At 56.2% G+C, this 14,211-nt stretch carries 12 protein-coding genes; 7 read left to right on the forward strand and 5 right to left on the reverse strand.

Features of this window, described 5'->3' with window-relative positions; translation table 11 throughout:
- The first annotated feature begins 2 nt into the window (after positions 1–2).
- The 4 genes from O5O45_RS18815 to O5O45_RS18830 all read left to right on the forward strand — a co-directional run bounded on the left by O5O45_RS18815 (position 3) and on the right by O5O45_RS18830 (position 5,956).
- Complete coding sequence (locus O5O45_RS18815) at positions 3–1,307, forward strand: YeaH/YhbH family protein (RefSeq protein ID WP_459077233.1); 1,305 nt, start codon at positions 3–5, stop codon at positions 1,305–1,307.
- Positions 1,300–2,865 carry a SpoVR family protein gene (locus O5O45_RS18820; RefSeq protein ID WP_305900894.1) on the forward strand — a complete coding sequence of 522 codons (1,566 nt, stop codon included), beginning with the start codon at positions 1,300–1,302 and terminating at the stop codon, positions 2,863–2,865. The genes O5O45_RS18815 and O5O45_RS18820 overlap by 8 nt, the downstream gene beginning before the upstream one ends.
- A gap of 33 nt (positions 2,866–2,898) precedes the next feature.
- Entirely contained in the window at positions 2,899–3,393 is a 495-nt protein-coding gene (locus tag O5O45_RS18825) for an NUDIX domain-containing protein (protein ID WP_305900895.1), read from the forward strand.
- Between the two features lie 235 nt (positions 3,394–3,628).
- Positions 3,629–5,956: a pre-peptidase C-terminal domain-containing protein gene (locus O5O45_RS18830; RefSeq protein WP_305900896.1), complete on the forward strand. Its 2,328-nt coding sequence runs from the start codon at positions 3,629–3,631 to the stop codon at positions 5,954–5,956.
- Positions 5,957–5,975: 19 nt separating this feature from the next.
- On the opposite strand, the gene O5O45_RS18835 is transcribed toward O5O45_RS18830, so the two are convergent.
- Positions 5,976–6,677: a substrate-binding periplasmic protein gene (locus O5O45_RS18835; protein WP_305900897.1), complete on the reverse strand. Its 702-nt coding sequence runs from the start codon at positions 6,675–6,677 to the stop codon at positions 5,976–5,978.
- Positions 6,678–6,929: 252 nt separating this feature from the next.
- Between O5O45_RS18835 and O5O45_RS18840 the strand changes: the two genes are divergently transcribed.
- Entirely contained in the window at positions 6,930–7,799 is an 870-nt protein-coding gene (locus O5O45_RS18840) for a CHAD domain-containing protein (protein ID WP_305900898.1), read from the forward strand.
- Between the two features lie 261 nt (positions 7,800–8,060).
- Here the strand turns inward: O5O45_RS18840 and O5O45_RS18845 are convergent, their stop codons facing one another.
- The 4 genes from O5O45_RS18845 to O5O45_RS18860 form a co-directional block, all read right to left on the reverse strand.
- The gene (locus tag O5O45_RS18845; RefSeq protein WP_305900899.1) at positions 8,061–8,915 is read right to left on the reverse strand and encodes an ABC transporter permease; all 855 of its coding nucleotides are present in this window, start codon (positions 8,913–8,915) and stop codon (positions 8,061–8,063) included.
- Between the two features lie 11 nt (positions 8,916–8,926).
- A complete protein-coding gene (locus O5O45_RS18850; RefSeq protein ID WP_305900900.1) occupies positions 8,927–9,787 on the reverse strand; it encodes an ABC transporter permease in 861 nt (286 codons plus the stop codon).
- A gap of 9 nt (positions 9,788–9,796) precedes the next feature.
- On the reverse strand, positions 9,797–10,927 hold the full coding sequence (locus O5O45_RS18855; protein ID WP_305900901.1) for an ABC transporter ATP-binding protein: 1,131 nt from the start codon (positions 10,925–10,927) through the stop codon (positions 9,797–9,799).
- Between the two features lie 168 nt (positions 10,928–11,095).
- Complete coding sequence (locus tag O5O45_RS18860) at positions 11,096–12,166, reverse strand: extracellular solute-binding protein (protein ID WP_305900902.1); 1,071 nt, start codon at positions 12,164–12,166, stop codon at positions 11,096–11,098.
- 196 nt (positions 12,167–12,362) lie between these two features.
- Here O5O45_RS18860 and O5O45_RS18865 point away from each other — a divergent pair, with 196 nt between their 5' ends.
- Positions 12,363–12,740, forward strand: a complete 378-nt coding sequence (locus O5O45_RS18865; RefSeq protein WP_305900903.1) for a hypothetical protein — start codon at positions 12,363–12,365, stop codon at positions 12,738–12,740.
- A 128-nt stretch (positions 12,741–12,868) separates the two neighbouring features.
- Positions 12,869–14,164: an NADH:flavin oxidoreductase/NADH oxidase family protein gene (locus tag O5O45_RS18870; RefSeq protein ID WP_305900904.1), complete on the forward strand. Its 1,296-nt coding sequence runs from the start codon at positions 12,869–12,871 to the stop codon at positions 14,162–14,164.
- The last annotated feature ends 47 nt before the right edge of the window (positions 14,165–14,211 follow it).

Below are 14,211 nucleotides of genomic sequence, written 5' to 3' on the forward strand. Positions count from 1 at the left end.
TTATGGGTATGACCCACATCATCGACCGTCGACTCAATGGCAAGAACAAGAGCGCCATCAACAGACAGCGCTTCCTGCGCCGCTATCGCGAACACATCAAGAAAGCGGTGGCGGATGCGGTCAACAAAAGGTCCATTACCGACATTGACCGCGGGGAAAGTATTTCGATCCCCAGCAAGGATATCAGCGAGCCGACGTTCAGGCATGGTAAGGGTGGCCGTCGTTCGGTCACCCATCCCGGCAATAAAGAGTTCGTCACCGGAGACAGCATTCCGCGGCCGCCAGGGGGCGGCGGCGGAGGCGGCTCTGGTCAGGGCAAAGCCAGCAACCAGGGCGAAGGCATCGACGACTTTGTTTTTCAGATCTCCCAGGAAGAATTTCTGGACTTCATGTTTGAGGACCTGGCTCTGCCCAACCTGGTGCAGAAGCAACTGAAAGACACCGCCAACTACAAATTCGTCCGCGCCGGTTACACCACGCACGGCACGCCGGCCAAAATCAACGTCATTCGCAGTATGCGCGGCGCTTACGCCCGCCGTCTGGCCTTATCCGGCAACACCCGCAAGAAAATTTCCGACATGGAGGAGCAACTGGAAGCGCTGAAACGCACGCCGGAAACCCCGGACCCCGTGTTCAGCAAAGAAGATCAAATCCGCGCGCTGGAAGAAGAGATCAAGCGGTTGAAAGGCCGCGTACAGCGCATTCCCTTCATTGATGAGATCGACATTCGCTACAACCAACACGTCAAACAACCACAGCCGGCCACTGCGGCGGTTATGTTCTGCCTGATGGATGTGTCCGGCTCTATGAGCCAGACCCATAAGGACATCGCCAAGCGCTTTTTCATCCTGCTGTACCTGTTCCTGAAGCGTAATTACGAGAAGATCGAAGTGGTGTTCATCCGCCACCACACCAGCGCCAAAGAGGTGGACGAAGAAGAGTTCTTCTACTCACGGGAAACCGGCGGCACTATCGTCTCCAGCGCTTTGCAGATGATGCGGGAGATCATGGAGGCGCGCTATCCCACTGACGACTGGAATATCTACGCCGCGCAAGCCTCCGACGGCGACAACTGGAACGACGACTCCCCCCGCTGCAGCAAACTGCTGGCGGAGTCCATCCTCCCCTACGTGCAATATTATTCTTACATCGAAATAACGCCCCACGAGCATCAAATGCTCTGGCATGAGTATGAAAAGCTCACTGAAGCCTTCCGGGAACGCTTCTCCATGCAACAGATTATGGACGTAGGCGATATTTACCCGGTATTCCGCAAGCTGTTCCAGAAGCAGGTGGACTATGCCTGAAGCGATTGAACATACCAACGCCGCTCCGCCTGCCGATCGCAGGCCCATATCCGAAGGTTCCGAGTGGACCTTTGAGCTTATCAACCGTTATGACGAAGAAATTCGTAAATGCGCGGAAGAATACGGTTTGGATACCTATCCCAACCAAGTGGAGATCATCAGCGCCGAACAGATGATGGACGCTTACTCTTCCGTGGGCATGCCTGTGGGATATCACCACTGGTCCTTCGGCAAACAGTTCCTGCAAACGGAAAAACTCTACAAACGCGGCCAGATGGGTCTGGCCTACGAAATCGTCATCAACTCCAACCCCTGCATCGCTTACCTCATGGAAGAAAACACCGTGATGATGCAGGCGCTGGTTATCGCCCACGCCTGTTATGGGCATAACTCCTTTTTCAAGGGCAACTACCTGTTCCGCACCTGGACCGACGCCAGCGCGATCATCGACTACCTGATCTTCGCCAAGAACTACATCGCCCAGTGCGAGCAGCGTCATGGGGTCGAAGCGGTGGAGCAAATTCTGGACTCCTGTCACGCCATCATGAATCATGGGGTGGACCGCTATAAACGCCCTGCTCCCATTTCCGCCGCGGAAGAAGAACGCCGGCAGCGGGATCGGGAAGAGTACATGCAGAAGCAGGTCAACGATCTGTGGCGCACCATCCCTTCCAAACCAGGAGAGAAAGAAGCCCAAAAGAAACGCCGTTTTCCCTCAGAGCCACAGGAAAACATTCTTTATTTCATTGAGAAAAACGCCCCCCTGTTGGAGCCCTGGCAACGGGAAATCGTACGCATCGTGCGTAAGATCGCACAGTATTTCTATCCCCAACGCCAAACACAGGTCATGAACGAGGGGTGGGCCACCTTCTGGCACTATACCTTGCTCAATACACTGTATGACAAAGGGCTGGTGACCGACGGCTTCATGCTGGAATTCCTGCAAAGCCATACGTCCGTGGTATATCAGCCTCCTTTCGACAGCCCCTGGTACAGCGGTCTCAATCCCTATGCGCTGGGTTTCGCCATGTTCCAGGACATCAAACGGATCTGTCAGGAGCCTACGGAGGAAGACAAAGCCTGGTTCCCGGATATCGCCGGCTCAGACTGGCTGGAGACGCTGCACTTCGCCATGCGCAACTTCAAGGATGAGAGTTTCATTCTGCAGTTTCTGTCGCCGAAAGTGATTCGCGACTTCAAGTTTTTCAACATCCTGGATGACGAGATGGACAGCGAATACCACGTTACCGCCATTCATGACGACAACGGCTATCGCGCTGTACGCGAGCAACTGGCGCGGCAGTACAACCTGAGCTATCGCGATCCGAATATCCAGGTATGGGATGTGGACGTGCGCGGCGATCGCTCGCTGACCCTGCGGCACACGCCCTTCGATCGTGTCCCTCTGTACGAAAAAGACGTGTATGAAGTGCTGCGTCATGTCCATCGCCTGTGGGGCTTCGACATTCACCTCAATTCCGTGGATGGCGAGGTCACCCTGCGCAGCTTCAGTTGCCCGCAACATGGCGAAGAAGAGGAGGAAGACGCTCATGACTGACGCCGCCGACAGGCATGCCTGGAGCCGGCGGCCATGAACTTCCATTTCTGCCCGCTCTGCGGCGACAACCTGACGACCCGCCAGATAGACGGCAAAGCGCGGCGTTGCTGCGCTTCCGACGGCTGCGACTATGTACACTGGGACAACCCAACGCCGGTCGTGGCCATGCTGGTGGAACACGAGGGCGACATCATCCTCGCCCGCAATAAAACCTGGCCTCAAGGCATGCTGTCCATTCAAACCGGTTTTCTGGAGTCCGGGGAGTCGCCTGAGCGTTGCGCTCTGCGCGAAGTCTCCGAAGAGCTTGGGTTGACCGGAGAAAGCGCAAACTTTATCGGCTACTACGCCTTCCATGAGCAGAATCAACTGATCCTGGCGTTCCATGTGCGCTGTAACGGAGAAATCCAACTGGGCGACGAACTCGCCGAGTACAAGCGCATCCCGCCGGAAAAACTCAAACCCTGGAACTTCGGCGCCGGTCTCGCTGTCCGCGACTGGTTGAGCAAACAGGGCTTACTGGCGCTCTAATAACCCTCTTGCGCACCACTCTTTTGATTATTACGTATCGGCGGGCCTTAAACCCGCCTTTTCGGCTCTATGTTCACTGACCGATAACTAACGTCATATTTTTACAATCCCGCCGTTCTCGCCCTCCCTATCATTGAAAGCGCTGAAACCCAATCGAGAGATCGCTCACTAGCCGGCGGCGACCGGCTGAGACATCGACGATTGATATCTTCATTGCTTAATTTAGGGAATCATTATGCAAGCACGCTCTTATAAAAAGGCGGTTGGACTACCGCTGAAAATACTTGTTTCCTCCCTGCTCCTCGCCAGTCAGGCCAACGCAGACCAGTTGACCAATTTCTCAATTCCAACGGGAGAAGGATTCTATAAAGACGCCCTGATCGACGGAGGTCCCGGTATATCCGCCTCGCCTGCCAGGCACTTTGAGTCACTGGGATTATCCTATGAGACGCTTAGCTATAACGCCTACGACATCTTGACCGGTGAAGTGGACGAGGAAGACAGACAGGAGTTCATAGAAAAGTTCATCGGCTCGGATATCGACCTTAACGGCCGTCTTCTGTACCCCGATGGAGCGCCCCGTTACCGCATGTTGAATATCGGTGCGGCCTCGTTTTTAAGTACTTCGACGACACCGAGCGGCGGCAGTGTGCACACAGGCATACTACACGAAACGTTGAGCCCCGTTCAGCGCACCGGCGCCCAGAACATTCAGGACTTTGTGAAAAACGGCGGCGGGTATGTCGGCTTCTGCGCCGGCGCCAGCATGGCGGGCTCTTCCGTCAATGGACTGCGCTTATATCCGGGTCAAAGCCTTCCCTTGCCGGACTCCACCGAAACAGTCTACCTAACGGACGCTCTTTCCGATTTTCTCGGGTACAGAGAGGTTCCCTATATCTGGAGCCTTGGAGGCGGTTACATAATGAAAACGCCGTCCAACCAATATCCTGAAGGCGTGGAAATCCTGGGACGGGCGGGCCAGCTTCCCGCCGTCTGGAGCTGGCGCGACCTGAATAATCCACACAGCGGAACCTTAGTGCTTAGCGGCCGACATCCTGAGAAAAGTCAGGGAGAAAGGGCCGAGGAGTTGACGAAAGCCATGTATGCGCTGGCGATCAAAGGCAGTCTGGACGGGAGCTATACGCCCCAAGTGCGCATCAAAGGCGACTTGGAAAACGGTCGCACCCGCTATATGGATGAAAACACTGGGCACTACGACGCCAGCCATATCAAGATCGGCGACAAGCAATATCACCACTTCAAGATCAACGTTGAAGATCCGCGTAAGAAGTACCTGACCATCGAGCTGAACGGCGAGTATGGCTACGACTTTAACCTGTACCTGAAGAAAGGCGCACCCGCCTTCGCCAGCAACGCCGATGTGGCGCTCACTGACGCAGGAAACTACAAGACGCTGCAGATCGACAATCTGACTTACGGGGAGTGGTACGTCAGCGTTGAAAACGCCACCTCTGTCACTGCGGACCGTTCCACTAACTCGGAATATTCCGGCCAGTTGGATGTACTCAATGGCGTCGCCTACGACATTACCGCCACCTGGGACAGAGAACCGCCCTGCCCCACCCGCATCAGTGACGTCAGTGCGGCGAATCCGGCTTTCGTTGGACAAAAGCTGCCGATCAGCTGGCGCGCCGAGTGCTTTGACGCAGGCAGCTACGCTACCGTAGATCTAGTCAAAGCGAGTAATGAAGCCAAAATCAAGACAATCACGTCCAGTGGCGGGCTTAACAACGGCGTCAACACCCTGGTCTGGAACGCGACCTACAACCAGGTGGGCGAGTACAAAATCCGCGTCAGCGACACCCTGAACCCAGGTAAAAAGAGCCTGAGCCCTGCTTTTGAACTGAAAAAGCCGGAAATGCTGATCGCCCCTCCCGTCTCTTCCGGGGAAAAGCTGAGCGTCATCTGGCGTTGGACTGGCGAGAGCAGTCGCGTAAGCCTGGATTTATACCAGGGTAATACTCTAGTGACCAATCTTACGCCTAGCTACACTCAGAAGAATGGCGCTAACTCGCTGGAGTTCGCCGCGAGCTGGACCTGGAAACCGGATGTGACCTACAAAGTGCGCATCAGAACCCGGGATCGCGCCAGCAACCTGACTTTGTTCAGCCCTGAGTTCAAACCGACTCTTAGCTCGAAAGTAACGGTTGACGGATTGGACGTAAACAGCGCCGGCGTGGGCGAAGTCATGCTGGACGGGTGCAATCCCGGTAAGAAATGCAGCCGTACGCTGACGTTCGCCAACCAGGGCGGCAAGAACGCCAACCTCGCGCTGCAACTCAGCTATATTGATGAGATTATCGCTAAAAGAAGCTGGGGGACTTACGGCTTGTCGTCGACGTGCATCAGCAACGCCAGTAATGGCCAGTACGCCATGCAGTTGCCTCCCGGCGGCGCTTGCGATGTCGACCTGACCTACTCCTGGCCGACAGGCATCTCCAACGCAAGAGGCGGATACTTATCCATGAGCTCTTCCGACAGCGAGATTGAATTGCCTTCCCCGGGACAGAAAGGCGTGTTGCTCTGCGCGGACTGCCGCTAACCCTGCTGACATGCGGCGCCTAAGGCGCCGCTTTTAACAACTCATCTGTCGGCATCTGAGTGTGGTGCTTGTCATAAATTTTCCTGATCGCCCCTTCCTTCCACATCTCCGACAGGGTTTTGTTGAAATTCGTCATGACGCTTTCTGCGTCTGGACGACGACGGGAAATGATGAGATGTAACCCGTTGACCTGCAAGGGTTTGGACAGCACCCGAAAATGCTCGGAATCCCCGAAGAGCCGCTCAATGGTGGAGCGACCCACCCTCACCCCAATCGGCACCAGATGCACGCGCTTACTTTCCAGCAGCTGGAAGCAGGTTTCCAGGTCATTGGGTGTCCAGAGCCTGACGATATTCTTCTCCAACAGCGGTTCAACGCTCTCCAGGCTATATCCCAGGGGACGGCATAACACCAGTCCGGCCAGATCTTCGTCGTCGGTGTATTTGATCTCTTCATCGCGACGGACGAAGAACAGCTCCACCGTCACATACAATGGCGAAGAAAAATAAAAGGCGTCCACACGGTCGCGATCTTTGACATAGGGGAATGTGCCCAGCACGTCACCCGCCTCCGCCATCCGGAAGCCACGGTTCCAGGGCAGGTACTCTATCTTGACGCCTGCGCCGCTGCGCTCCAGCACAGCCTGAATAATCTCCGTCACCAAGCCGCCATTAGGCAGATCTTCCCCGCTGAAAGGGGGATAAGAGTCCTTGCCTGTCACAAGAGTATATTCCACCGCCTCAGCCCAGCCGCTGAGAAGAATTAGGCATAGGACGCCCCACAAAGCTTGGCGCGCCTTTGTCAAATACAACGACATTTAGCCGGCTCCGTTAGTCGGTCTCAGGGTCTGAGAAGAAATACCTTAAGTATAGTCTCATGCAGACAGCCCGCCACGCGGGGTGATATCGTTGCTCTGGGGACGCCCTGAAAGGACTGTAGAGATTATTCGTTTAACTCTGGAAATCAAACTCTTATGCGTTATCAAACGCGCTTCGACAAGCCTCTGGAGCAGGAGCTGCAGCGCTATCTGGAGAGTCTGATCAATGACCTGGCGCTGGAGCTGATCAGAACCCGTTTCGACTTTGACTCCGCCGTGCACAACGCCCGCAAGCTGATCAAAGAACTGCGTGCGCTATTGCGGCTGCTCAAACCCGCCTGTCATGAAGCCCACGATGAGCTGCGACAAACCCTAAGAACTACCGCCCATGCCCTCGCGCCCTATCGCGACCGATTCGTCATGCTCAATGCCTGGAAGGGATTCGCCGCCTCTCTGCCTCCGCACCCGGATATCAACAAAATCAGCGTGTTCATTCAGCAAGAGGCGGAACGGGTTCCGGCGCCTGATCGAGAGCAAACCCAGAAGTTACTGCAGGAAACCAATTGCGAGCTTTTAAAGCACAAAGACCTGCTGCAACAGCGTCCCTGGTCCAATAACATTGACGCCGAATGGCTCAGCGCGCGTCTGACGCGCCTGTACAGGCGAGGACAGCACGAGTTTCAGCGTGTGCAGGGCGGCATCGACGCAGAGGACCGCCACGAACTGCGCAAACGCCTGAAAGATCTGATGTACGCGCTACGCGTGATCAAGCCCACATGGAACAAATCCCTGCGCCGCCTTCACAACGGCCTGAAGAAAGTCACTGAAGGACTGGGCGACGCCAACGACCTGAATCTGTTGGAGCACGCCGTAGCGGATGCGAACGTCAACGGACGCGAGCAGATCCGCCTGGAGCTATGCGCCGCACAACAGACGTTATGGGAAAAAGCGGATCAGCAGGCGGCCCGACGTTTCGCCGACACCGACGCAAAATTCAATGGATTGATACACAAGCGAATTTCCTGAGCTGTCACATCCCTGCAACGATCATCGCCTACACTGATTCCAACAGTGGCCGGAAAGGATTTCCACGCGGTTCGGCCACTGAAAAGAAGGCTCTGTAAACATTCGGCTTCCTTAAACAGCGATCACCAAGTTTTAGAGCGACATTCAGGCTGCCTTTGCAGCCTTTTTTTATGGTTTACTCAGACGCCGCGGCGGCGTTCGTCAATCCGCTAAGGGGAAAATGACTTTCCCCTTAATTCAGCTCGCGCCGCCGCCCCCTGATTATTCTTCCTTACGCCGCACGAAGATCGACAACGCCGCCAGTCCGCCGGAACCCGCCATGAGCAGCAGAGACACTGCGTTGAGCGCCGGAGTTGAACCTTCCCGCAGGCGGTCGAACATGGCGATGGTCAAAGGCGCGTCCGATCCCACCAGCATCAGCGTGGTGTTGAAGTTTTCGAAAGACATCAGAAAGCTGACAATGCCGGCGCCGACCAGCGCTGGTTTCAGGAACGGCAGCGTAATAGTGCGCAATACATCAAAGTGCGAGGCCCCCAGATTCAGCGCCGCCTCCTCCAGGCTGACGTCAAACTTACGCAGCCGCGCGGAAATCACCAGGGTGGCGATAGTGGTGATAAATGCAAACTGCCCAATCACTACCAGGACCAGTCCCGGCCGCAGTACTTCCAGATCATAGGAGAAAGTTTCCTCCACCCAGTTGGCGATGCTGCTGCTGAACACCAGCACTGACACCCCAAGAATCACTCCAGGAATCACCAGCGGCGTCAGCATCAACACATACAGCAGATTTTTACCGGGAAAGTCGTGCCGCTCGAACAGGAAGGCGTTACAGGTAGCCAACGCCAAGCTGGCTATGGTGGTGCACACCGCCACCTGCAAGCTCACCAGAATGCTTTCCAGCAATTCGGTGTCATGGAAGATGCCGAGCTGGGGCGACTTTTCCCCCAGAAACCAATCCAGAGTCGCGCCTTTCCACGGCATCGCCGGAAACAGGGAGTCATTGAACGCAAACACCGCCACCACCGTCAGCGGGGCAGCCAGATAAACAAAGAACGCCACCACATAAGCGTGATAAGCGCCGCGAAAATAGCGGCTGGACGGAATTGAGGTCAGCATAAAAAGACTCCTTAGCTCATCACTTTGGTGAAGGACTGCCGCGACAGACGCAACCCGATCCAGACAATCAACGAAGACAGGATCAGCAGCAATATTCCGAAAGCGGAACCCTGCTCCCAGTTAAAACGGGTAATGAACTGGGTGTAGATCTGTTCGGTGAACCAAAGGCTGTCTTTGCCGCCCAGTAAAGTCGGCGTCAGATAATTGCCCAGAGTGAGCATGAACACCACGATGCAGCCACTGACAATGCCCGGCGCTGCATGGGGAATCACCACATCGCGCATAACTCGCCAGTGACCTGCGCCCAGATCATAAGCCGCTTCAATCAGGCTGTCGTCGAGGCTGTCCAGGGTGGACACCAGCGGCACCACCATAAACAGCATGGACGTATACACCAGTCCCACCATTATGGTGGCGTCCTGATACAGCATCTCCACCGGGCCGTCCACCCAGCCCAGCCATTGCAGCAAAGAGCTGAGCACACCGGTTTCCCGCAACAGGATCATCCAACCGTAAGTCCGCACCAGTTCGCTGACCCAGAACGGCACCAGACACAACAGAAATAACAATGGCCGCAGTCTTCCACGCGCCACCTTGGCGATGTAAAAGGAAATCGGGAATGCAATCAGCAGCGTTAAAGCGGTCGCCATTATCGACATCACCGCCGTGCGCGTGAAAGTGCGCCAATACAGCGGCTCCGTGAAGAAGGCGGTGTAATTGCTCCAACTGAACGCATAGGTTCCGGCGGAAACACGTTCACGCAGAGAAATCAGCGCCATATCCACATGAGGCAGCGCGATCAGCAGCGTCAGCCACAGCAGAATCGGCGTCAGCAGCAACGCCAGTCCGAATTTGAAGTGTTGGGGTTTCATGGCGCCCCCTTACACTGGAAAACAGCTACATTGGCCAGCCGCCCACGACAACAGCACTCGCTGGCCTTTACCAATATTGTGGAACATTGGCGTTTGCGGCAGCGCCACGGAGATGGATTCGCTGCTATGCTCCAGGCTCACCTGCACCTGACTGCGCGCGCCATCGAACAATACCGCGTCCACCACGCCGTCGAAACGATTTTCCCCTCCGCGGCCGGCGCCCGCATCACTATGCGACGACGCAGACGTCAACTCGATTTTCACCGCCTCAGGCCGCAAGAATACCTGCGCTTCCTGTCCCTGCTGCAGATTCTCCAGTGCGCCCTCCACACGAAATTGCAACCCGCTCGCCGTACGAATCGCCGCGCCTTCTGAGTCACGACTGACCAAGGTTCCGCGCCAGCAGTTGCTGTCGCCGACAAAGCTGGCGACAAATGCGGTATCAGGCTGGTAATACAGTTCTTGCGGCGTACCTACTTGCTCGAAACGCCCTTTGTTCATCACCGCAATATGGTCGGACATAACCAATGCTTCGGATTGGTCATGGGTGATATAAACAAACGTGGTTCCGAACTTTTCCTGCAGGTGCTTCAGCTCTACTTTCATCTGTTCGCGCAGCTTCAGGTCAAGCGCCCCCAGCGGCTCATCCAGCAGCAGGACATCCGGTTTCAACACCAGACATCGAGCGATGGCGATACGCTGTTTTTGTCCGCCGGATAGCTGATCAATACGCTTGCCGCCTGAATCCGGCAATCCCACTCGCGCCAACATATCCTTCACCAACGCCTCTATCTCATGGCGCGGCGCTTTTCTGCGGCGCAAACCATAAGCCACATTTTCCGCCACCGTCATGTTGGGGAACAGCGCCAGGTGCTGGAACACCATATTCACTGGACGCTTGTTTGGCGGCGTATCCAACACTGAGCGCCCCTTGATGAGGATATCCCCCATGTCAGGCTGCTGAAATCCCGCCAGCATGCGCAGCAAAGTGGTCTTGCCGCACCCGGAAGGGCCAAGGATGGAAAAAAAACTGCCTTGAGGTATTTGGAAGGAGACGTCGTTCACTGCTGTAAAGGCGGCGAAATTCTTGCTGACGTTACGACACTCAAGGTCGAAGGAGGTGGTGACTGGATCGGACATAGGCGTACTTACACACTGAAGTTGGTCGGCGCATGACGACGGTGGGCGCGCCCAACGACAGTATCATAAACCGGGCTTGCCTTCGTCGATCTCGCCAGAAAAAAGCAGCCCGTCACGATACGAACGCATCGTGACGGGAGTTTCGTTATGACAACAGAGTACCGGGAGTTACAGTCTGGCGGCTTTCACCCGATCCAGAACCTTGCCTTCCATCTCTTCCAGGCCGGGAGGCACCGGCGGATACCATTTGATGTTATCCACGGCTTGCGTGGAAAAGCTTTCCTGAAACTGCTTCTTGAGCGTGGCGTTGACGTACTCGTCGCTGCCTTTGGAGGCAGTGAAGTTACCGGCGGATTCGGTGATTTTCGCCGCGATGTCTGGACGCATCACGAAATTGATCCACTTATAGGCGGCGTCTTCCGCTTTGGTTTTACGCGGCAGCGCAAAGGTGTCGATCCAACCCAGCGCGCCGGACTTCGGCGCTACAAAAGTGACGTCCGGCATTTCGCTGTTCAGCTTCCAGCCGCCGGAGTCCCAGGCCATAGCGGCTTTGACTTCACCGGAGCGAATCAGGTTGAGCAGGTCGTCGCCGCCGCTCCAATAAGTTTTCACCGCGCCTTTGCAGGAAATAAGTTTTTCTTCGACTTTATTCAGAATGGCCTGGTATTTGTTTTTGTCGCTGTAAGCGGAGAACGGGTCCTCGCCCATGGCGAAAGCAAAGCCAATCAGCGTTGGACGCTTCAAGCGGTAGGACACGTCGCCGTTCAGGCCGGCCGCGCACAGATCGGTGTAGTCCGCCACCGCAGGCGCGCTTTTGCGGTTGACGATCAGGCCACTGGTGCCCCAAACGTGAGGAACGCCGTACACTTTGCCGTCCAGTAAGGTGTTCTTGCGGGTCGCCTCCAGCATGGAGGGAATGAATTTGTCGGCGTCGATTTTAGACAGGTCGATGGGTTTGTAGATGTTGAAGTCCGCCTGGGCGCTGGTGACGCGATCCTGGCTCGGCTGCGCCAGATCGAATCCGGAGCCGCCGGTGGCGCGCAGTTTGGAGATCATATCTTCATTGTTGGATTTGGTGACTTCCACGTCGATGCCGGTTTCCTTCTCGAACTGCGCCACCACTTCGTCCGGAGCATAACCGCCCCAGGTCAGCAATCGTAAAGTTTCAGCATTGGCGACACTACTTGCCAAAGCGCCGATTAATAACGTCAGGGATGCTCTCTTAAATACTTTCTTCATGATCTTTCCTTATTTCCCAGTAAAGCGCGGGACAAAAGACCCCGTCGCCGATTCAGGTCAGCAAACCACGTCAACCTAACAGTGTCATATGACTGAAATATGACAATTTATAGATGCTCACCCACTGACGCAATCCCTGAGGAAGCGTGCTAAAATTATACGTTTTGCGATACTGCGATCTTTTATGATCGCCAACATGATTGTTATGCTCAGCGAAGATTTCGATATCATCACCGCCCGCCTCGCCGCCGACGCACTGAAACAGGTGCTGGCCGCGCGCACTCACAAGAAAAAAGTGTGGGGGCAGGTAATCGTCAGACCCGGGCAGTTGGGCGACGCCTTGCGTCTTCCCACCATTACATCCGAGCTCAACAGTAAAGTCGCCGTCCGCCGCGAGCGCGGCCTGGAAAACTTCCAGGCGCTTTGGGACACCCTCTCCGAGCATACCCGTCAGGCAGTATTGCACAGTATCGGCTGGTACGATCCGAAAAACCTTAGCTGGGACGATAAACGCTCCAACCGACGCCCCTCCACGAGCGAGACGCCGGAAGGCGCCGGCAACAACGACGCCTGATACCCCCCGCCACACCTCCAGATACTGGCGCCTGAACGCATTTGCGGTTATAAACTCCATGCCGCCAACACATCACTGCATAGCCAGAGCGGCATCTCGATTTCAGATCAGGTTGTCAGGAGCCATCCATGTCCCTCGCCATCGCTTCAACGCCCACGCCCGCCGTCGCTGCGAATATCGCTTCGCCGCTGACATTGCCCTGCGGCGCCGTGATTCCCAACCGTATCGCCAAATCAGCGATGACCGAGGGACTGGCGGACGGCGATGATCTCCCGACGCCGCAGCTCAACCAACTGTACCAACGCTGGGCGGAAGGCGGCGCCGGGCTCCTGATCACCGGCAATGTCATGGTGGATCGTCGCTATCTGGAACGCAGCGGCAACGTGGTGCTGGAAAATGCCGACGGCCTCTCCCGTTTTCGCCTGTGGGCGGAGGTGGTTACCGAATGCGACGTTCATCTGTGGATGCAGCTCAATCATCCGGGGCGACAATGCTCCCGGTTCAGCAATAGCAAACCCGTCGCGCCTTCAGCCGTGCAATTACGCATGGCGGGTAATTTCGCCATGCCCCGCGTTCTGCCGGACAGCGAGATCAAAGCCATTATCCGCCGCTTTGGCGTCAGCGCCGCACTGGCGCGAGAAGCCGGCTTCACCGGGGTGCAGATACACAGCGCCCATGGCTACCTGGGCAGCCAGTTCTTATCGCCCCTGACCAACCAACGCAAAGATGACTGGGGGGGATCGCTGGAGAATCGCGCCCGTTTTCTGCTGGCGACCGTAGCGGAAGTCAGGGCGCAGGTCGGCGCCGACTTTCCCGTCGCGGTGAAACTGAACTCCGCCGATTTCCAGCAGGGCGGGTTCGCTATTGAGGAGTGCGTAGAAGTTGCGCGCTGGCTGCAACAGGCTGGCGTGGATTTACTGGAGCTGTCGGGCGGAGCCTATGAAAACCCCGCATTTCTGGCCACAGAGAGCGATAAGCGCCCCGCCGGAGCCTGGCGTCGGGAGGCGTTTTTCCTGGAATATGCGGAAGCGGTCGCCAAAGCGGTGACGACGACGCTGATGGTCACAGGCGGTTTCCGCAGTCGTCCCGGCATGAATGACGCCATCGCCGCCGGCGCGACACAGATGATCGGCGTCGCCCGCCCCTTCTGCACAGATCCGGATTTCCCCCGCAAGCTGTTCGCCGGCGCTATCGCCCGGACGCACCCGACAGAGAAAGAACTGGCGCTGGCCGGCTACTGGGGGCCTCAAAGCCCTTCTAAACTGATACGGGCGCTCAACAATCAGGCTCAGGCGGCCTGGTATTATCAGCAGATTCTGCATCTGGCCAATCACCGTCAACCGGATCTCAACCTGGGACTTGGCGGCGCGTTACGCAGGCACTTGTTGAACGAAATGCGCCTCTCTCTGCACCGCTCAAGGTAACCTGCTTAACTACTGTAATTTAACAACTTTCAACCGCTTTTCGGATG

Source organism: Hahella sp. HNIBRBA332, from assembly GCF_030719035.1.
Classification (GTDB): domain Bacteria; phylum Pseudomonadota; class Gammaproteobacteria; order Pseudomonadales; family Oleiphilaceae; genus Hahella.

Coding starts and splice junctions, on each gene's coding strand:
- O5O45_RS18815 (WP_459077233.1), top strand. CDS start 3: ATGGGTATGACCCACATCATCGACCGTCGACTCAATGGCAAGAACAAG.
- O5O45_RS18820 (WP_305900894.1), top strand. CDS start 1,300: ATGCCTGAAGCGATTGAACATACCAACGCCGCTCCGCCTGCCGATCGC.
- O5O45_RS18825 (WP_305900895.1), top strand. CDS start 2,899: ATGAACTTCCATTTCTGCCCGCTCTGCGGCGACAACCTGACGACCCGC.
- O5O45_RS18830 (WP_305900896.1), top strand. CDS start 3,629: ATGCAAGCACGCTCTTATAAAAAGGCGGTTGGACTACCGCTGAAAATA.
- O5O45_RS18840 (WP_305900898.1), top strand. CDS start 6,930: ATGCGTTATCAAACGCGCTTCGACAAGCCTCTGGAGCAGGAGCTGCAG.
- O5O45_RS18845 (WP_305900899.1), bottom strand. CDS start 8,915: ATGCTGACCTCAATTCCGTCCAGCCGCTATTTTCGCGGCGCTTATCAC.
- O5O45_RS18850 (WP_305900900.1), bottom strand. CDS start 9,787: ATGAAACCCCAACACTTCAAATTCGGACTGGCGTTGCTGCTGACGCCG.
- O5O45_RS18855 (WP_305900901.1), bottom strand. CDS start 10,927: ATGTCCGATCCAGTCACCACCTCCTTCGACCTTGAGTGTCGTAACGTC.
- O5O45_RS18860 (WP_305900902.1), bottom strand. CDS start 12,166: ATGAAGAAAGTATTTAAGAGAGCATCCCTGACGTTATTAATCGGCGCT.
- O5O45_RS18865 (WP_305900903.1), top strand. CDS start 12,363: ATGATTGTTATGCTCAGCGAAGATTTCGATATCATCACCGCCCGCCTC.
- O5O45_RS18870 (WP_305900904.1), top strand. CDS start 12,869: ATGTCCCTCGCCATCGCTTCAACGCCCACGCCCGCCGTCGCTGCGAAT.